Origin of the sequence: Streptomyces sp. NBC_01268 (assembly GCF_036240795.1) — a bacterium.
GTDB lineage: Bacteria > Actinomycetota > Actinomycetes > Streptomycetales > Streptomycetaceae > Streptomyces.
The window spans coordinates 4,473,616-4,493,376 of record NZ_CP108454.1 but is presented as its reverse complement, the minus strand read 5'-3'; the positions used below and the strand labels follow the sequence as shown (position 1 = coordinate 4,493,376).

6 protein-coding genes are annotated in these 19,761 nt (G+C 75.9%); all 6 read right to left on the bottom strand.

The window, feature by feature from the left end; translation table 11 throughout:
• Positions 1–32: 32 nt before the first annotated feature.
• The 6 genes from OG309_RS20005 to OG309_RS19980 are packed head-to-tail and all read right to left on the bottom strand — an operon-like array spanning position 33 to position 19,761.
• Positions 33–2,339 (bottom strand): penicillin acylase family protein, encoded by a 2,307-nt coding sequence (locus tag OG309_RS20005; protein ID WP_329422686.1) that lies wholly within the window; start codon positions 2,337–2,339, stop codon positions 33–35.
• Positions 2,336–8,767 (bottom strand): non-ribosomal peptide synthetase, encoded by a 6,432-nt coding sequence (locus OG309_RS20000; protein WP_329422685.1) that lies wholly within the window; start codon positions 8,765–8,767, stop codon positions 2,336–2,338. The genes OG309_RS20005 and OG309_RS20000 overlap by 4 nt, the downstream gene beginning before the upstream one ends.
• The gene (locus OG309_RS19995; protein ID WP_329422683.1) at positions 8,764–9,027 is read right to left on the bottom strand and encodes a phosphopantetheine-binding protein; all 264 of its coding nucleotides are present in this window, start codon (positions 9,025–9,027) and stop codon (positions 8,764–8,766) included. Before OG309_RS19995 ends, OG309_RS20000 begins: the two co-directional genes overlap by 4 nt.
• Positions 9,028–9,032: 5 nt before the next feature.
• Complete coding sequence (locus OG309_RS19990) at positions 9,033–12,110, bottom strand: amino acid adenylation domain-containing protein (RefSeq protein WP_329422682.1); 3,078 nt, start codon at positions 12,108–12,110, stop codon at positions 9,033–9,035.
• 2 nt (positions 12,111–12,112) lie between these two features.
• Positions 12,113–18,580, bottom strand: a complete 6,468-nt coding sequence (locus OG309_RS19985; RefSeq protein ID WP_329422681.1) for a non-ribosomal peptide synthetase — start codon at positions 18,578–18,580, stop codon at positions 12,113–12,115.
• On the bottom strand, positions 18,577–19,761 hold the full coding sequence (locus tag OG309_RS19980) for a cytochrome P450 (RefSeq protein WP_329422680.1): 1,185 nt from the start codon (positions 19,759–19,761) through the stop codon (positions 18,577–18,579). The genes OG309_RS19985 and OG309_RS19980 overlap by 4 nt, the downstream gene beginning before the upstream one ends.

The window sequence follows — 19,761 nt, the reverse complement described above, 5'->3', positions numbered from 1 at the left end:
GACGGCCGTCCCCGGCGGCCGCGGGCACGCCCTCACGTCCCGGGCGGGCGGAGGGCGTACCCGCAGCCGGGACGGCCCGTCCTCGACGGGGACGGGGGCAGGTCCGCCCAGCGCCCGTGCCGGTCCGCGTAGTGCGGGCTGAGCGGATGCCCGGACTGCCCGGCGGGCAGCTCCACGGAGAGCAGCGCGTCCGGGCTCACCACCACGCGCCCGGCCGCGCCGAAGCCCGGGACGGCCGTACGGACGGTGTGCAGCATCCCCGCCTGCGGGCGCGGGCGGATGCCGAGCACGGGGTTCGCCCACGGCACCAGCGAGGCGAACGGGTGCCCCAGACCGACCCGGTTGAGACGCCCCCACGGCTTCGGACGCTCCCCCGCCGCCGCCCGTACGCACGCGGCGACGAAGCCGTCGACGTCGCGCGTCCCGGCGGGCAGCAGGGCGGGGTCGCGGGCCCGCAGGATCGCGAGCAGCGGCCGGTCGAGCGTGCGGAACGGGAAGCGGAACGCGGGATCGTGCTCCCGGCAGACGGCGAGGTACGGCGCGAGGACGCGCCCCGCGAGGGTCTCCCGCAGCCGCACCAGCACGCCGAAGGCGCGGGACCCGGTCGACGCGGTGCCGTCCCACCCGGCGAGCAGTGCGCGCAGCGGGTCCCCGGGCGGCAGCGCCGCCACCGCGAGGTCCCGGTAGGCCGCGTACAGCCCGGCGGCGACGTCGTGCTGGAGGGCGCGCATCCCGGCCGCGTCGTGCCGGGGGGCCGCGCCCAGGACCTCGCGGATGCGGCGGGCCCGGTGGCCGGGGTCCAGGTCGAGGCCGATCCGGAACGTGTCCTCGGGCAGCCCGGCGTCGTTCGCGGACACCAGGATCCCGTCGGCGGGGTCCGTGATCCGCGGGCGCTCGGGACCGGTGAGGTGCCCCTCGGCCGGGTCGGTGCGCGGGGTGCCGGCCGGGCGGCGCGGCAGCAGGCCGGTCGCCAGGTGCGCGCCGCGGTGCCGGTCGGTGACGAGGACGTTGAGGGCAACGCCGTGCGCGCCGTCGAGGACCGCGACGGCCTCGTCCAGGTCCCCGGCGCGGGCGAGGCGCCCGAAGCGGAGGTCGGCGGCGCGCGGGTCGTGGCCCGTCCACCGCACGGCGACCTTCTCGCCGCACAGCGGGGTCTCCGACACGGGCATGGTGCCGTCCGTGGTGACGTCCACGTCGACCGGCTTCCCGCCCCGGACGCGGATGCGCTCCGTGCGGGTGCGCAGGTCCTGACCGGCCGGGACGAGGTCGAGCACGTCGGCGGTGAGGTTGGTGACACCCCAGGCGATCCGCCCGTTGGTGCCCGTGAGGACGACCGGCAGCCCGGGGCTCGCGAGCCCGCGCAGCCGGGTGCCCGGCCAGGCCAGGTCGACCTCGTAGAGCACGTTGGGCAGGCCGAGCGCCAGGTGCAGGTCGCAGGCGAGCAGCGGCTGCCCGTCGCCCGGGGCGATCCAGCAGTTGGACCCCGCGACGGCCCGGTCGAGGGCGACCAGGTCCGCCTCGCCCGCGTCGGCGCGGTGCCGGGCCAGGCCCTCGGGCGGCTCCGGGTCCTCGGCGCCGGCCAGCAGGAAGTCGGCGACGGGCCCGGGCAGCGCCCGGCGCACGACCGCCTCGGCCCGCTTGGCCTGCTCGTTGAAGGACAGGGAGTGGAACAGCACGAGCGAGGTGAGCACGCTGTCCTCGACCCGCCACGGCCGCGGCCGGTAGGACAGGAAGCGGCACTCGAACGGGGTCTGCGCCGCGTAGGCCGCGTTGACCCCCTCGGCGAAGGCTTCGAGCAGCTCCCGCTCGGGCCGGTCGAGCCGCTCGGTCGCGGTCCGCGCGGTCCCGGCGAGACCGAGCCTGCGGTACTCGGTGTCGGCGGGCACGGCGGCCCGCCCCCACACCTCCGCGAGCCGCCCGGCGCCGCTGCGCCGGATCAGGTCCAGCTGGAAACCGCGGTCCCGGCCCATCGCGTACCCGAGGGCGCGGACCGCGTCGTGCTCGCTCTCCGCCGTGATCCGGGTGACCCCGTCGCCCGTGCTCTCGGCCCGCACCGGGCCCTCCAGGCCCGGCAGTTCGACGTCCCCGGGGCAGCACGGCGCCGATTCCCGCAGCGCCCGCAGCAGCCGCCGCTCGACCGCGAGCCGGGCACGGTTGCGGTACGCGTACCCGGCGACGCCGGCCACGGCCGCCACCAGCACGCCCGCCGAGGCCCACGGCACGGCGAGCAGCCCCGCGGCGAGCACCAGGCCCGCCGCGCCCCCGGCGCCCGCCACCCGCGCCGTGGGCAGCAGCCACAGGCGGCGCAGGCGCGGACGGTGGGCGGGGCAAGCCGTCACGGGGTCTCCAGGAGGGCCGCCGCGGTGTCGCGCACGGCGGTCGTGATCGCGGTCAGCAGCTCGGCGGCCAGCGCGTCCGGCGTGGTCGCCGGCTTGTAGCGCAGCTCGAACAGCAGCTCGCCGCCGATCGGGGCGATCCCCACCACGAAGTCCGACGCGGTGGCCACGACCCGGGCGCCGAGCACGTCGCGCTCGGACCGGTACGGGGCGAAGACCAGGCCGTCGCCGGGAGCGGCGGCCGGGGTCTCCTCCTGCGCGACGAGCATCGCCTCGAAGACCGGGCCCGCCTCCGGGTGCCGCTCGCGGATCCCGGAGAGCACCTCCTCGAACGGCAGCTCCTGGTGGTCGAGCGCGGCGACGCAGACCTCGCGGGCCTGCCGGCCGACCGCCACCGGATCGGGGTCGTCGAGCAGCAGGCGCAGCACGACCGTGTTGGCGACCAGCCCCACCACCTCGTCCAGGCCGGGCTCGACCCGGTTGGCGAGCATGGTGGCGATCCGGATGTCCCGCTGCCCGCTCCACGCCCGCAGCGTCGCCGCGTACGCGGCGAGCACGAGCATGAAGTCGGTCATGCCGTGCTTGCGCGCGGCGGCCCGTACGGCGGCCATGTCCTCGGCCGACAGGGTCGCCCGGGTCGACGCCGACCGCAGGCGCTGCACGAACGTGGCCGTGCCCAGCTCGGCGAAGCGGCTGCCGGGGCCGTCCGCGAGCGCGCCCCACGGCGGAGTCAGCCGGTCCAGCCAGAACGCGCGCTGGCGCGCCGCCTCCCCGCTGCGGAGCCAGTCGGCCCGGTCCCGGGCCAGCCAGCCGCTGCCGCGCGGGACCGGCCGGGGCGCGAGCGTGCCGTCGGTGGCCAGCTCGCGGTAGATCCGGGCCGCGTCGGACAGCAGCAGGGTGAGCGACCAGCCGTCGCAGACGATGTGGTGGATGTTCAGGAAGATCACGTGCCGGTCGGCGGCCAGCCGGTGCACAACGACCCGCATGAGCGGCGCCCGGTCCAACGGCAGCGGCTCGCGCGCGGCGGCGGCCATCAGCTTCTCGCAGGCCCGGTCCGGGTGCGCCTCGGCACTGAGGTCGTTGACGTCGACGGCGACCGTGACCCGCTCCTCGACCACCTGCACGGGGCCGTCGGCGGTGTCCTCGATGCGGGTGCGCAGCGCCTCGTGCCGGGCGGCGAGCTCGGCGAAGGTGCGCTCCAGGAGGGGCAGTTCGAGCGGCCCGTCGGCGCTCAGCGCGCCCGCCATCCCGAACAGGCCGACGCCGGGCAGCCGGCCGGCGATCTCCCACATCTGGCGCTGCGCGAGGGAGAGCGGGTGGCGGCCGGACGGCGCGGCCTGCGTCGCAGTCGCCGTAGCCGTGGCCGTGGGCTGCGGCGCGGTACCGCCTCCGAGGGCCTCGGCGAGGCCCGCGACGGTGGGTGCCGCCATGAACGTCCGCATGGACAGGGCGCCGTGCCGGGCGCGGAGCCTGCTGACCACCTGCATCGCGGTGAGCGAGTCGCCGCCCGCGTCGAAGAACGAGGTCGTGGCGTCGAGCTCCCGGACGCCCAGGACCTCGGTCCACACGGCCCGCACGTCCGCCTCCAGGTCCGACCCGGTCGGGGCGGAGACGGCGGGTACGGGCACGGGGCGCGGGGCCGGGACGAGCGGGGCCACGACGGCGGGGGGCACCGCGGCGGGGGCCACGGACGCCGTGACGACGGGCGCCGTGGCCACGGGCGCCGTGCCCGAGGCCATCAGGCGCGCCAGGTCCGCGATCCCCGGCAGCTCCGTGTCGCGGAAGGGGCGGTCGGGGTCGGCGACGATCGCGGCGAGCGCCCGGCGGTGCGCCTCCGCCGCGAGGACCAGCGTGCTCTCGGGCAGTGCCGCCGCGTCGTACTCCATGAGGAGCCGCAGCTCCTGGGTGCGGACGTCGACGGTGAAGGCCGAGCTGTACGCGTAGTGGGTGGACTCCAGCTCGTCGGCGTCGAGCAGCTGGAGGGCGCCGTCCCGGACCATCTGCCGGGTGTTGTGGTAGTCGGTGAAGTTGAAGCTGGAGTCGAACATCGGCTCCGGCCCGTACGCGCTCTGGATCGCGGCGTTCGGGTACCAGCGGTGCCGGATGACCTCCTGCTCCTCCTCGTGGGCGCGCGCCGCCAGCTCCGCCCAGGTCTGCCCTTCGAGCGCCACCCGCAGCGGCAGCTGGTTGAGGAAGAGGCCGAGGACCCGGTCGGAGTCCTGGGTCTCGGGGCGGCAGGCGACGACCATGCTGGTGCCCACGGAGTCGGCGCCGGTCAGCCAGGACACGACCCGCAGGTGCGAGGCGGCCAGCAGCGCCTTCAGCGGCACGCCGAGCCGCGCCGCGGTGGCGCGCAGCGCGTCGAGCTGTCCGGTGAAGTGCGCGTGGTGCTGGCGCATCACGGGCGCACCCGTGCGGTCCGGGGCGACCAGCCGGGCCTTGCCGGCGGTGCGGCCCGCCCAGAACGCGCGGTGCCCCGCGTCGGCCACGGCCCGCTGCTCCAGGGCCACGTAGTCGCCGAACGCGGTGCGCGGGCGGGGCAGCGGCGGGGCCGTGCCGGTGGCGAGCAGCGCCTGGTACTGGGCCTGGAGGTCCTCGAAGAAGATGTTCACCGACCAGCCGTCGAGGATGGCGTGGTGGTGGGTGAAGATCAGCTGGTAGTCGTCGGCCGAGGTGGTGAGCACGACGAGCCGGAGCAGCGGCGGCGCGGACAGGTCGAAGTCGGTGGCGGTCTCGCGCGCCACGACCTGCCGGATCCGCTCCCGCTGCGCGTCGTCGCCGAGCCGGGTCAGGTCCTCGAAGTCGACCGGCACGGTGACGCCGCTGTGGACGCGCTGCACGGGGCCGAGCGCGTTGGCGAGGTCGAAGCTGGTGCGCAGGATCGGGTGCGCGTCGGTGACGGCCTGCGCGGCGGCCCGGAAGGCGGCCGGGTCCATCGCTCCGCGCACCCGGTAGCTGAGCATGATGTGGTAGACGCGGGCGCCGGGCGCCATCTCCTGGTGGTAGATCATCCCGGACTGCAGGGCGGTCATCGGGAACGCGTCGACGACGTCGGGCGCGAAGCCGGTCGCGGCCGGCGCCGGCAGCAGGGCGAACGGCTCGCGCGCGGCGGGCGGTTCGGCCCCCTCGGCGGCCAGCGGCGCGAGGGCGGCGACGGTCGGCGCGGCGTACACGTCCTGGACGGTCAGGCCGAGTCCCCGGTCCTTCGCGAGGCCGACCAGGCGGATGGCGCGCATGGAGTCGCCGCCCGCGTCGAAGAAGTCGGTGGCGGTGCCCACGGCGGGATCGCCGAGGACCTCGCGGAACAGGTCCAGCAGCACCGTCTCGCGAACGCCGACGGGCAGGGCGCCGGGCTCGGGGGCGGTCGGCGTACCGGTCGTGGCGGCGGACGCGGCGGCGACCACGGCCGTGCGGTCCAGCTTGCCGTTGGTGGTCAGCGGCAGCGCGTCCACGACGGCGACGGTGCGCGGCACCATGTAGCGGGGCAGCGTGGTGCGCACCGCGGCGAGGAGGTCCGCCGGTTCGGGCGCGGCACCGGCGGCGGGGACGACGACGGCCACCAGGTGGGCGCCGCTGTCGTCGGTGGTGACGGCCGCTCCGGCCGCGTCCACGCCGGGGCGGGCGGAGAGCGCGGCCTCGATCTCGGCGAGCTCCACCCGGAAGCCGTTGACCTGCACCTGCCGGTCGCGGCGGCCGAGGTAGGCGAGGGTGGTGCCGTTGCGCCGGGCGAGGTCGCCGGAGCGGTACATGCGGGCGCCGGGCACGTCGGTGAAGGGGTCCGGCAGGAACCGCAGGGCGGTCTCCCGGGGCCGGCCGAGGTAGCCGTCGCTGACCTGCGGGCCGCCGACGTAGATCTCGCCGACGCAGCGGTCGGCGACCGGCACGCCGTCGTCGTGCAGGACGTGCAGCGCGGTGCCGGGCAGCGGGGTGCCGATGTCCGACTCGGCGGTCCGTACGTCCTCGGGGCGCAGCAGGCGCCAGGAGGCGTGCACGGTCGTCTCGGTGATCCCGTACATGTTGACGAGCTGGGTCCGGTCGCCGATCTCCTCGTACCAGCGCTCGACGAGCCGCCGGTCGAGTGCCTCACCCGCGAACAGCACGTAGCGGATGTGCGCGGTGGCGTCGGGGCGGGCGGCGAGCGCGGGGAGCATCACGGTGAGCGCGGACGGCGTCTGGCTGAGCACCGTGACCCGCTCGCGGGCGCAGAGTTCGGCGAACTCCTCCGGCTCCCACGTCGTCAGCCGCGGCACCACGACGAGCCGCCCGCCGTGCAGCAGGCAGCCGAACATCTCGTACATGGAGACGTCGAACGAGCAGGCGTGGAAGAGCGTCCACACGTCGTCCGGGCCGAGGCCGTAGCCGCCGGCGGTGGCGTCGAGGAGGCTGAGCACGTTGTGGTGGGTGACCCGCACGCCCTTGGGGCGGCCGGTGGACCCGGAGGTGTAGATCACGTACGCGGCGGCGTGCGCCGGGACCGCAGCCAAGGGTGCCTGTTCCAGGGCCAGTTCGGCGAGCGTGGCGCGGACGCCCGGGACGGTGGCGTCCTCGGTGATCGTGAGCCGGGCGCCCGAGTCGTCGAGGACGTCGGTCACCCGCGCGGTGGGCCAGGACTCGTGCAGCACGAGCGAGGCGGCGCCCGAGGCCATCACCCCGAGGATCGCGACGACCAGGTCCAGGCCGCGCGGCAGCGAGACCGCGACGACCTGGCCGGCGCCGATGCCCCGGGACCGCAGCCCGCCCGCGGTCGCCTCGACCCGGGCCTGGAGCTCCGCGTACGACAGGGCGCCCTCGGGCGCGGTGACGGCGACCGCCTCCCCGCGCGTACGGGCCTGCTCGGCGAGGCGCCCGGTCAGCGACTCGTCGGCGCGCGGCACCCGGTCGGGCGCGGCGACGGCCCCGGGCGCGGCCACCCCGAAGGCACCGGCGGCGAGCGTCGCGACCGGGGCGGACGGGTCGGCCGCGGCGGCGGTGAGCACGGCGACGACGGTCGCGCCGATCGCTGCGGCGTCCGCGTCGGCGACGGCCCGCCGGTCCGCCTCGATCTCGACGGTGAGGGTGTCGCCGTCGTCGCGGACCAGGAAGTTCAGGTCGTACTTGGCGCCGACCTGCTCGACCTCGACGGGCTCGATCGTGAGCCCCGGGAAGACGGGCGCGGGCGGGGTGGCGCCGAGGTCGGTGAGGATGACGTTGAACGTGGCGCCGGAGCCGGCCACCCCGTCGGGAACGGGCGCGTGGCGCACGGCCCCGAGGACGGCGGTCCGGGTGCGGCGGACGAGCTCGGTGAACGGCGCGGTGGCGGTGGCGTCGAGGCGCACCGGCACCATGTCGAGCAGCAGGCCCACGACCCGCTCGAGACCGGTGCGGTCGCGGCGGGAGGTCGGCATGCCGACCACGAGGTCCTCGCGGCCGGTGGACCGGGCCAGTGCCACGGCCACGCCGGTGGAGACCACGGTGAACAGGCTCGCCCTGCTCCGCTCGGCGAGCAGCCGCAGCGCGGCGGTGGTGTCGGCCGGGACGACGGCCTGGTGGGCGCGGCCCCGCTCCGGCACGGCCCCGTCGCGCGGCGGCGGCAGCGGCAGCGCGCCCAGCGAGGCGTCGTCGAGCCGCTCGCGCCAGTAGCGGCGGGCGTCCGACAGGTCGGCGTAGGCGAGCCGGTCGGCCTCCCAGCGCGCGTAGTCGACCATGCCGACGGAGGCGGCGGCGGGCGGCGGCTCCTCGCCCGCGACCCGGCTCGCGTAGCAGCGCGCCAGGTCGTCGAGGAGCGGGTCGAAGGAGGAGCCGTCGGCGATGACGTGGTGGAGGACGAAGAAGAAGACGTGGTCGTCGGCGTCGTGCCCGGCGTCCTGCCCGGCGGGCGCGGCGCCCTCGGCGTCGGCCCCGCCCCCGATCCGGAACAGCCGCATCACGACCGGCGGTGCCGTGTCCAGGGCCAGCGGCTCGTCGGCCAGGCGGGCGCACTCGGCCGCGCACGCGTCCAGGTCGGGCGCGTCGGTCACGACGAGCGGGGGCTCCACGGCGGGCAGGACCTGCTGCCGGGGCTCGCCGCCCGTCACCGGGAAGCGGGTGCGCAGCGACGGGTGCCGGTCGTGGATGTCGCGGAGCGCGGCGGTGAACGCGTCGCGGTCGAGGGGGCCGCGCAGCCGCAGGGCCGCGCACAGGTTGTAGGTGCCGTCCTCGGCGAAGTAGGTGGTGGCCCAGAGCGAGCGCTGGGCGGCGGTCAGCGGCCCGGTGTCCCCCGCGGACACCGGGGGCCAGGTCAGCCGCTCGCGGCGGCCGACCAGGTCGGCCAGTTCGTCCCGGTGCCGCTTCATCTCGGCGAGCAGCTCGGGCGGCGGCGTCTCGCCCCGGCCGCGGTAGCGCAGCCGGTCGTCGGCGAGGGTGAGCGTCACGCCGAGGTCGTCCAGGCGGCGCAACAGGTCCCGTGCGGTCACAGCTCTCCCTCGAAGACCGGTTCGGCGGCGGGCCGTTCGGCGATGAGGCGGTCCAGCTCGACGGCGATCTCCTCGATCGTGCCGAGCTCGAAGAAGTCCGCCAGCTCCAGCTCGACGCCGGTGAGCTCGGAGAGCCGGTACAGCGCCTGCACCGCGAGCATGGAGTGGCCGCCGAGCTCGAAGAAGTCCTCGTCGACGGGGACCGTCTCCAGCTCCAGCACTTCACGCCAGACCGCGGCGACCTGATCCTGAGTGGACATCTTCCTCACCTCTCACCGAGTGCCAGTACCGCGTGGGGGTTCGCCGCGCCGGCCCGCAGCACCTCGGCCAGCGCCGTCGTCCAGCCACCGACCGTGGAGGCGTCGAGCACCTCCGGCCAGAACAGGACCTCCAGGCGCAGCCGGTCGTTCTCGCCGGAGACGTCGATCATCAGGTCCAGGTCCATGACGGGGTCGGCCAGTTCGCGCGGCACGACCTCCAGGTCCTTCAGGGCCATCCCGGTGCGCCAGGCGCCCTGGTGGGTGACCTTGACCTGGAACAGCGGGAAGCGGCCCGCCTGGCGCGGCGGGTTCACGGCCGCGACCAGCTTGTGGAAGGGCAGCCGGTCGTTCTCCTGCGCGCCGAGCACCCGCACCCGCGCCAGGTCGAGGAGCTCGCCGAAGGTCGGGGCGGTGCCGGGCGAGAAGCGGACCGGCAGCTGGTTCACGAAGGTGCCGATGAGCTCCTCGCTGCCCGGCCACGAGCGGTTGACCGAGTCGATGCCGAGCACCAGGTCGGTGGCGGCGGTGGCGTCCCGGAGCACGACGTACGAGGCGGCGAGCACCGCCATGAACGGGGTGGCGCCGTGGGCGCGGGCCGTCGCGGCGAGCGCGGCGGTCTCCTCGGCCGTGAGGTGGGTGACGACGTGGTCGGTGACGAAGGCCGGCTTGGCGGGGCGCGGGCGGTCCAGCGGCAGGTCGATCGCGGGCGGCGCGCCCGCCAGCAGGCCGGTCCAGTAGCGGGTGCACTCCTCGGCGTCCGGGCCCGCCAGCCAGCCCCGTTCGGCGTCCACGTAGCGGGAGAACGAGGTGCGGGGCAGGGGCACTTCGGCGTCGCCGGCGAGGTAGCGCTCGTAGTACTCGGCGATGTCCCGCTTGAGCACTTCGAGGGACCAGCCGTCGGCGACGAGGTGGTGCATCGCGAAGGTGAGCACGTGGTGGTCGTCCGCGACCCGTTCGAGGCGGGCGGTGGTCAGGGGCGGCTCGGGGGTGCGGGCCGAGATCGCGAAGTCGCCCGTCGCGCCCTCCTCCAGGACGATCTCGGCCGTGGGCCGCACGACGGCCTTGGGGATGCCGCGCTCCTGGGTGAAGACGGTCCGCAGCGGCTCGTGCCGGGCGACGATCGCGGCGAGCGCGTGGCGCAGCGCGTCCCGGTCGAGCCGCCCGCGCAGGTCGAGCGAGAGGATCAGCAGGTTGGGCGCCTTCTTGCGGTGCAGCTGCTCGAAGAACCAGAGGCGTTCCTGCCCGGAGGAGAGGGTGCCGGCCGGGCCGGTGTCCTCGTGCGGGGCGACGGGTTCCGCCGCCTCGACCGCGGCGAGCAGGCCGCGGGCGGTCGGCCGGGACAGGAAGGCGCGCAGGGAGGTGCCCTCGGCGTCGAAGCGGGTGCGGGCGGTGGAGACGAGGGTCATCGCCGTCAGCGAGTCACCGCCGGCGATGAAGAAGTCGTCGTCCGGCCCGACGGCCGCCACCCGCAGGGTCTCGGCGATCAGGGCGCGGACGGTGTCCAGGGTGGCGGCCACCGCCGTGCCCGGCGCGGAGGCCTCGGCTCGGGCCGGGGTCCCGGTGGACGGCAGGTCCTCGAGCGCCCGGTAGGCGATCTTCCCGGAGGTGTTGACCGGCAGCCGGTCGAGGACGGTCACCTCGTGCGGGACGAGGTAGGCGGGGGCGACGGCGCGCACGGCGGTGAGGACGTCGGCCTCGGCGTTCAGCGTCACGAACGCCCGCAGCCGCCCGCCGGTGTACACGCAGGCCGCCGACTGCACCTCGGGCACCCGCAGCAACTGGGCCTCGACGTCGCCGAGTTCGACCCGGTGGCCCCGGATCTTCACCTGGCGGTCGCGGCGCCCGTGGAAGTCGATCGTGCCGTCGGCGGCGCGGCTCGCGCGGTCGGCGGTGCGGTACAGGCGGGCGCCGGGCGTGCCGGACAGGTGGTCGGGGACGAAGGTGAGCGCGGTGCGCACCGGGTCGCCGATGTAGCCGCGGCCGACGCCGTCACCGCCGACGAGGAGTTCGCCCTCGGTGCCGGTGGACAGCTCGCGCCCGTCGGCGTCGACCACGTACAGGCGCGTGTTGAGGACCTCGCGCCCGATCGACGGCCAGGCGCGGGCGGCGCTCTCCTCGGCGGTCACCATGTGGTGGGTGACGTCGTCGGAGCACTCGGTGGGACCGTAGGCGTTGACGATCGGGATGTCCGGGCAGTGCTCGTACCAGCGGGTGGCGACGGCGCCGGGCAGCGCCTCGCCGGTGGCGACGAGGTAGCGCAGCGAGGAGAGCCCGGCCCGCATCTCGTCGTCGAGCTGCGCGGTGAGCACGGCGAGGAAGGACGGGACGATCTCCAGGACGGTGACGCCGTGCCGCCGCACCCAGGCGACGAGTTCGGCGGGTTCGGCGATGTTCCGCGGGGAGGCGACGGCGACGCGGGCACCGACGGTGAGCGAGGTGAGCGTCTGCCACACCGAGATGTCGAAGGAGAGCGGGGCGGTGAGGCCGATGGAGTCGGCCGGGCCCAGGTCGAGGTCGACGATCTTGGCGGCGATGTGGTTGTCCATGCCGCCGTCCTGGACCATGGCGCCCTTGGGCGTACCGGTCGACCCGGACGTGAAGATCACGTACGCGAGCCCGTCCCGCGGCCGCCCGGCCACGGCGCCCGGCGCGCCCCCCGGCTCCCCGGCGGCCGGCTCCCCGGCGACGAGCACCGCCGGCGCCGGGTCGAGGCCACCCGCGATCGCGGCGGCGAACTCCTCGTGCCCCGGGGCGACGAGCAGCACCCGCACGTCGGCCCCGGCGCACATCTGGTGGGCGCGCCCGACCGGGACGCTCGGCTCCACGGGGACGAACGCGGCACCGGCGAGCAGCGTGCCGAGCATCATCGCGACGTAGCCGGGCCCGCGGTCGGCGACCAGCGCGACCATCGTCTCGGGCCCCGCGCCGGCGGCCCGCAGCGCCGCCGCGTGCCCGCGGGCCGTGGCGTCGAGCGCGGCGTAGCTGGTGGTGACCCCGTCGGCCACCACGGCGGGCGCGCCGGGGTCCCGTTCGAGGGCGGCGGCGAACCGCGACAGCAGGGGACGCACGACCGGCTCGGTCATGTTCAGCTCCTTTCGGCCGCGGTGCCCGCGGGAACCAGCTCGGCGAGGGGTGCGGCACCGGCCGTGACCAGCGCGCGGACCGTGGTGCGCACCCGGTCGGCGAGCTCGGCGACGCCGGCCGCGTCGAACCTGCCCGTCCGGTAGCGGTAGGACACGCGGTAGCCGCCGTCCCGCTCCTCGACGTCGACGAGCAGCGGGTACGGGGCCGACGCGGCGTCCAGGTCGGTCGGCTCGACCTCCAGGCCGGCCAGCTCGACGGGGGTGCCGGGCGGCTGCATCACGAGCATCACGTCGAACGGGGAGCCGTCCCCGTCGGGTGTCGGCGTCAGCAGCGGCACCAGTTCCTGGAAGGGCACGTGGGCGCAGCGGTAGGCCCGCAGCGCCCCGGCGCGCACGGCGGCGAGGGCCTCGCTCACCGGGTCGGCCGGGGACAGCTCCACGGCCAGCACCGACACGTTCAGCAGCGGGCCGACGACCTGCCGCCACTCGGGCCGGTCGCGCTGGGCGATGAGCGTGCCCAGCATGACCAGCTCCCGCTCGTCCGACCCGCTGTGGGCGAGCGCGGCCAGGGCGGTCGCGAACACCATGTACGGGGTGACGCCGGCGGATCCGGCGAGCTCGCGCACGGCGGCGCCGAGTCCGGCGTCGAGGACGTCGGTGTGCTTGCCGGCCTCCTCCTCGTCCGGGGCGGGCGGCGCGGCCCGGTCCGGCAGCGGCGCGAGCGCGGCCCGACGTCCGGTCACGTCCTGCCAGAGTGCCGCCAGTTCGGTCCGGTCGCGCCTCTCCCACCAGGAGCGTTCGTCGTGGCAGTAGTCGGCGAAGCCGTAACCCGACGCCGGGGGCTTCAGTCCGTTGTAGCGGTCGGCGAGGCCGCTCAGGAACACGGTGAGGGACCAGCCGTCGCACGCGATGTGGTCGATGTTCACGAAGAGGCCCCAGTCGCGCTCCCCGAGCCGCGCGAGCAGCGCCCGGAAGGGCGGCTCGCGCCGCAGGTCCGCGACGACCGCCGCCTCGTCGGCGACGAGCCGGTCGAAGACCTCGTCGCCGAGCTCGGCCACCGGGCCGCGCAGGTCCAGGCGGTCGAGCGCGAACTCCTCCGCCGGACGGGCCGTCCAGGTCAGCTCGCCGCCGTCGGTGGCGAACCGGGCGAGCAGCACGGGGTGCGCGGCCAGGGTGTCGCGCAGCGCCGTCTCCAGCGCCTCCTCGTCCAGGTCGCCGCGCAGCCGCAGCACGCCGGGCATGTTGTACGTCGGCGAGTCGGGGTCCATCTCCCGGAGGAACCAGAAGCGCTGCTGCGCGGCGCTCGCCGGCACCGGCGCGGTCGGGTCGGCGGGGGGCCGCTCCGCGGTGTGCCGGGCGGTCGCCGGGTCGGCCTCGCGGACGGCGGCGACGAAGTCCCGCAGCCGCGGCCGGGCGAACACGGCGTCGACCTCGAGCCGTACGCCGAGCAGCGCGGCGACCCGGTCGATCATCGTGAGGGCGAGCAGCGAGTGGCCGCCGAGCTGGAAGAAGCTGTCGTCCCAGCCGACCTCGGCCCGTTCGAGGAGCTCCGCCCACAGCGAGCGGACGGTCGCGGCGAGCGGGTCGTCGAGGCCGGCGCTGGTCCGGGTCGTCTCCGGCGCCGTGAACTCCAGCGACCGGTAGTCGACCTTGCCGTTCTTGGAGCGGGGCAGCCGGCCGAGTTCGGCGATGATCGTGGGGATCATGTGCCGGGGCAGGCGTTCGGCGAGCACGGCGCGGAAGCGCTCGTCCTCGTCGAGGTCGAGGACCGCCGCCGGGCCCTCGGGGCCGCCGGGCCGGGACACGTAGCCGACGAGCGAGGCGCCCGCCGGTCCGGTGTGCACCTTCACCGCCGCCTCGACGACTCCGGGGCAGCGGCGCAGCGCGGACTCGACCTCGCCGACCTCGATCCGCTGGCCGCGGATCTTGATCTGGGTGTCGGCCCGGCCCAGGAACTCCAGGTCCCCGTCGGCGTTGACCCGCCCCAGGTCGCCGGTCCGGTACAGGCGCCCGCCGGGCCCGGCCGCGTACGGGTCGGGCACGAACATCTCGGCGGTGCGCCGCGGGTTGCCGCGGTAGCCGCGCCCGACCGCCCCGCCGCCGACGTACAGCAGGCCGACCACGCCGGCCGGCACGGGCTGCAGGTGCTCGTCGAGGACGTGCACCGTGGTGTTGGCGAGCGGCAGGCCGACGGCGGTGGTCAGCGGCCCGTCCGGGCCGGAACCGCACAGCCCCGCCGTGACGTCGTCGGTGCACTCGGCGGGCCCGTACGCGTTGTGCACGGGGATGGCGGGCAGCTCGCGCACCCAGCGCCGCAGCACGTCCTGGGTCAGCGACTCGCCCGTGGACAGCATCACCCGCAGCGCGCCCGGGCTCGCGGCGAGACCGGCGTCGAGCAGGGCCACGATGTTGGACGGCACCAGCTCCAGCATGGTCACGCCGCCGTCCGCGACGGCCTTCAGCAGGCTCGCGGGCGACTGCGAGTCCGGCTCGGGCACGATCCTCACCCGGCCGCCGATCATGATCGGGGTGAGCAGCTGCCACACCGAGATGTCGAAGGACACCGGGGCGGTCTGGGCGACGCAGTCGTGCTCGGTGAGCGCGAAGTGCTCCGCCATCTGCCACATGTGGTTGGTGACGCCGTAGTTCGTGGAGACGGCCGCCTTGGGCACCCCGGTGGAGCCGGAGGTGTGGATGATCGTCGAGGTGGCGTGCTCGTGGCAGAGCCGCGGCGGCCGCGTGGTGCTGCTGCCCGAGGCCAGCTCGGCCAGGTCGAACACCGGGCGGTCGCCGAAGAGATGGCGGCCCGACGGCGTCGCGATGATCGCGGCCGGCCGTACCGCCTCGACCATCGCCTCGGCGCGCAGCGGCGCCTCGCGCGGGCTGATCGGCACGTACGCGCCGTCGGCCTTGTGCAGGGCGACCAAAGCGACCAGGTAGTCGGCCGAGCGGTCCGCGCTCATCACGACGGTGCGGTCCGTGGCCACCCCGGCCGCCCGCAGCCGCTCGGCCGCGTGGTTGGCGCGGGCGTCGAGCTCGGCGTAGGTCAGGGTGACCGTGCCGTCGTCGACGGCGACGGCGTCCGGGGTGCGGTCGGCCCAGCGCTCGAAGGAGTCGAGGTAGTTCTCCGGCCTCGGCACGTCGGGGCCGACGGCCCGCGCGAGGAGCACCGCGGCCTCGTCCGGGGTGAGCAGCGGCAGCGGCCCGTCACCGTCCGCGCCGATCCCGGCGAGCAGTGTCGGCAGCGTGCGGGCCACCAGCTCGGCCTGCTCGCGGGTGACCCGTGCGTCGTCGTACTGGAGCTGGAAGTCCAGCACGTCGTCGCGGACCGCCACGTTGAGCCCGAGGTCGGACTGCGTGGTGTGGTCGGGGACCCGGTGGCCGTGCAGGGTGGCGGCACCGGCGGGCAGCGCGGCCCGCTCGTCGCCCGTCACCACGGCCGCCGCGCCGGGCAGGGAGGCGGTGTAGCAGGTGAACATGGCCTGGAAGACGGTGGCCGTCGCCGAGTCGCGGTCGGGGTTGACCGTCCGCACGATCTCCGACAGCGGCTGGTCCGCGTGGTCGAGGACGTCGAGGACGTGCCGGTGGGTGGCGGCGGCGAACGCGCCGAACGGCGTCAGCGCGCTGTACGCCGAGCGGACCGGCACCACGTTCACCAGGTAGCCCACCCAGTCGGCGCGGGCCCGGTCGGTGCGCCCCGCGTACGGGACGCCCACGAGCAGGTCGGCCTGTCCGGACAGGCGGTGCAGCAGCACCTGGTAGGCGGCGAGCAGCAGGTTGTGCAGGGTCAGGCCGTGCGCGCGGGCGTACGCGGCCAGCGGCGCGGCGGGCACGGAGAAGGCGAGCGACTCGCGGGCCGCGCCGGGCGAGGGCGCCGCGGTCGCGCCGAGGTTCGGCAGGGTCAGCGTGGGCAGTTCGCCGTCGAGCTCGGCGCGCCAGAAGGCGCCGTGGTCGGGCTCCGGCGCCGGGGCGGGCACCGCGGAGGGGGCGAGGGTCTCCCCGTCGAGCGCGGCGGCCAGGTCGGCGACGACGAGCGCGAAGGACGACACGTCGCACACGAGGTGGTGCAGCGACAGGGCGAACAGCCAGTCGGCGTCGCGGCGCAGCAGCGCGGCGCGCAGCGGGGTGCCGGCGGCCAGGTCGAACGGGCGCGTCGCGAACTCCCGGTACCAGTCGCCCTCTCGGTCCGCGTCCCACGTGCGGGCGTCGACGGTCACCAGGTCGACGGTCGCCGCGTCGGCGCCGGACGGGTCGCGGACCTCGGCGTGCGGGGCGCCGTCGCGGGTGGTGAGCGCCAGGCGCAGGCTCGGGTGCCGGTCGGCGACGGCGGCCAGCGCGGTGCGGAACGCCTCGGGCTCGACGGTGCCGGTGACGCGGAACGCGCGGGTCACGTTGTAGTCGCCGCCGGGCGCGGCCCGGTGCAGGAACCACAGCGCGCGCTGCGAGGCGTTGAGCGCGTAGCCGCCCGGCCCCTCGGCGGAGGCGGGCGAAGGGGTCGTGCCGGTCGCTCCGGCCGCGGCGGGCGCGGGGGCCGCGCCGGCCGCCTCGGCGAGCGCGGCGAGCTCGCCGATCGAGCCCGCGCGCAGCGCGACCGTCGGCGCCAGCTCGACGCCGAGCGCGTCCGCGAGGTCCTGCCGGACCCGCACGGCGGTGAGCGAGTCGGCGCCCAGGTCGGCGAGGGACGCGTCGGGCGCCGGGGCCTCCGGAAGGCCGAGCAGCTCCCCGATGTGGGCGCAGAGCGCGGCCGTCAGCGGGGCGCCGGCCAGCCGCTCGGTCAGCGAGGAGCCGCGGCCGGTCAGGGTGTCGGCGAGCAGCACGGGCAGCTCACCGGCGAGGTGCCGCTGCCGTGCCGCGTACCGCTGGACCTTTCCGCTGGACGTCTTTGTGATGGTGCCGGGCGGCACGAGCAGGACCGTGCGCGCGGTGACGCCGTGGACCCGCGAGAGCGTGGCCCGCACCCGGGCGGCGATCTCGCCGTACCGGGCGGGCGCGGTCCGCGGCTGCACCTCCTGGCACACCACGACCGACTCGTCGCCGTCGGCGGCGTCGGCACCTTCGGCGGGCTCGTTCTCCACGCCGAACACGGCGGTGCGGCCGGGCCGGACGTCGGGGTCGCAGACGCCCGCGTCGGCCTCCAGGTCCTCCGGGTAGATGTTGCGTCCGCGCTGGACGATCAGGTCCTTGCTGCGCCCGACGACGAACAGCTCCTCGCCGTCGCGGAAGCCGAGGTCACCGGTGCGCAGGAACTCCCCGAAGGGCTCCTGCCCCCAGTAGCCGGTGCCGTTGCTGCCGCCCGCGACGGCGATCTCGCCGACCTCCCCGGCGGTCACCTCGGCGCCGCTCTCGCGGTCGACGACCCGCACGTCGGCATGGTCGGGCAGCCGGTACGCGGTCAGCTCCCGGCCGTCCTCGAAGGTACGGGAGACACCCGGGGCGACGGTGGTGACGAGCAGCGTCGACTCGGCCAGGCCGTAGCAGGGCAGGTGCGCCTCGGCACGGAAGCCGGTGTCGCGGAAGGCCTGCGAGAAGGCGCGCAGGGTGCGCGGGTAGACCTGGGCGGCACCGTTGAACGCCACCCGCCAGCGGGACAGGTCGAGCCCCGCCTTCTCCTCCTCGGTGACCTTCCGGACGCACAGGTCGTACGCGAAGTTGGGCCCGCCGCTGATGTCGGCGCCCTCCTCGCTGATCGTCCGCAGCCAGCTCGCGGGGCTCCGCAGGAACGACAGCGGGTCGAGGACGACGCCCCTGGCCCCGCTGTACAGCGGCTGCAGCATCGCGCCGATGAGGCCCATGTCGTGGTGGAGCGGCAGCCAGCTGACGATCGTGGAGTCCTGCCGCACGCCGAACGAGCGCTGGATCGCGGCCTCGTTGTGCATCAGCGCGCCGTGCGTCACGACGACACCGCGCGGGGTGCTGGTGGAGCCCGAGGTGTACTGGAGGAAGGCGATGTCGTCGGCGCCCGCGACGGGCAGCCCGGCCCCGTCGTCGAACCCGGAGTCCGCCGCGTCCCCGGCGGTCGCACCGACCCGGTCGGCGAGCAGCCAGTCGTGCGCCTCCGCGAACGCGCGCAGCTCCGGGTCCTCACCGGCCAGCACGAAGTCCCGTACGAAGGACAGCGACACCACCAGCGAGACGTCGCAGTCCCGCGCCACGTTCAGGACCCGCCGCTGCGCGCCCTCGTCCAGCGGCAGCGGCACCGGCACGGCGACCACGCCGGCGGCGAGACAGCCGAGGAACGCGGGCGCGAACTCCGGCGCCGTCGGGAACAGCAGCAGCACCCGCGCACCGGGCCGCACCTTCGCCAGCAGCGCGCGGGCGACGGCGCGCGACCGCGCGGTCAGCTCGGCGTACGACAGGTCGACCCGGTCTCCCCCGCCGACCGGCGCGACCGACAGCGCCACCTTCCCGGGGGTGCTCAGGGCGTGCTCGGCGAGCCGGGCGACCAGGCCGCCGGGACCGAACCCGGTCATCGTGCTTCCTTCCAGTCGAACCGTACGGCCGCCTCGCTCGCGCCGAACATGAGCCGGGGGTCGAGCAGCCGGGTGCCCGCCGGGTCGATCGTGAACCCGGTCGTGGCGTCGAGCAGCTTCGCCAGCGCGATCCGGATCTCCACCCGCGCGAGCGGCGCGCCCAGGCAGTAGTGGATGCCGTGGCCGAACGCGATGTGCGGGTTGGGCTTGCGCTCGATGTCGAAGACCCCCGGGCGGTCGAAGACCCGCGGGTCGCGGTTGGCCGCCGCGATCCACACGGACACCGTCTGCCCGGCCGGGATCTCGTGCCCGCCGACCACCACGGCCCGGGTGGTCTTGCGGTCCACCCGGGTGGTCTCGGAGCGGTAGCGCATGACCTCGTCGATGGTCTGGTGCAGCAGGTCGGGGCGGGACCGCAGCAGGGCCTGCGACTCCGGGTGCCGGGCCAGCACGATCATCGAGTTCACGAGCGTGAGGGTGGCGGCCTGCCCGGTGGACATCAGCAGCGCGATCAGCCCGGCGATCTCCTCGTCGCCGAGCCGCTCGCCGTCCACCTCGGCCGCGATGAGCCCGCTGGTCAGGTCGTCGGCCGGGGCGGCCCGCCGCTTGGCGACGAAGCGGTGCAGGAACGCCTCGGCGATCTGCGTCTTGGTGAGCACCGTCTGCAGACCGTTCTGCTCGGCGCCCGGGTCGGCCAGCGCGAGCAGTGCCTGCGACCACTCCTGGAAGAGCCGCAGCCCGTTGCCGGGGATGCCGAGCATCCGCGCGATGACGGTGGCCACGACCGGCGAGGCGAACTCCCGGACGAAGGACACCTCGTCGCGGCCGCGGATGCCGGCCAGGATCGTGTCGACGGTCTCGTGGACCATCGGCTCCAGCTCGGCGACGTACCGCGGGGTGAAGGCCTGGCTGACCAGCGCCCGCAGGTTGCGGTGCCGGGGCGGGTCCATCCAGGTCAGGTTGCCCTTGCGGTACAGGCGCATCGGCGAGTCGTCGGACACCGGCCGCACCACGGCGTTGGAGAACGCGCCGTGGTCGGCGAGGACGTCCTTGACCTCCTGGTAGCCGAAGACGTGCCAGCCCCCGCCGCCGGGGGCCTGCTCGACCGGCTCACGCACCCGCAGCCAGTCGGCCAGTGCCGCCTCGTCGGCCGGCGGCGGCGTCCAGACGCTCGTCGTCAC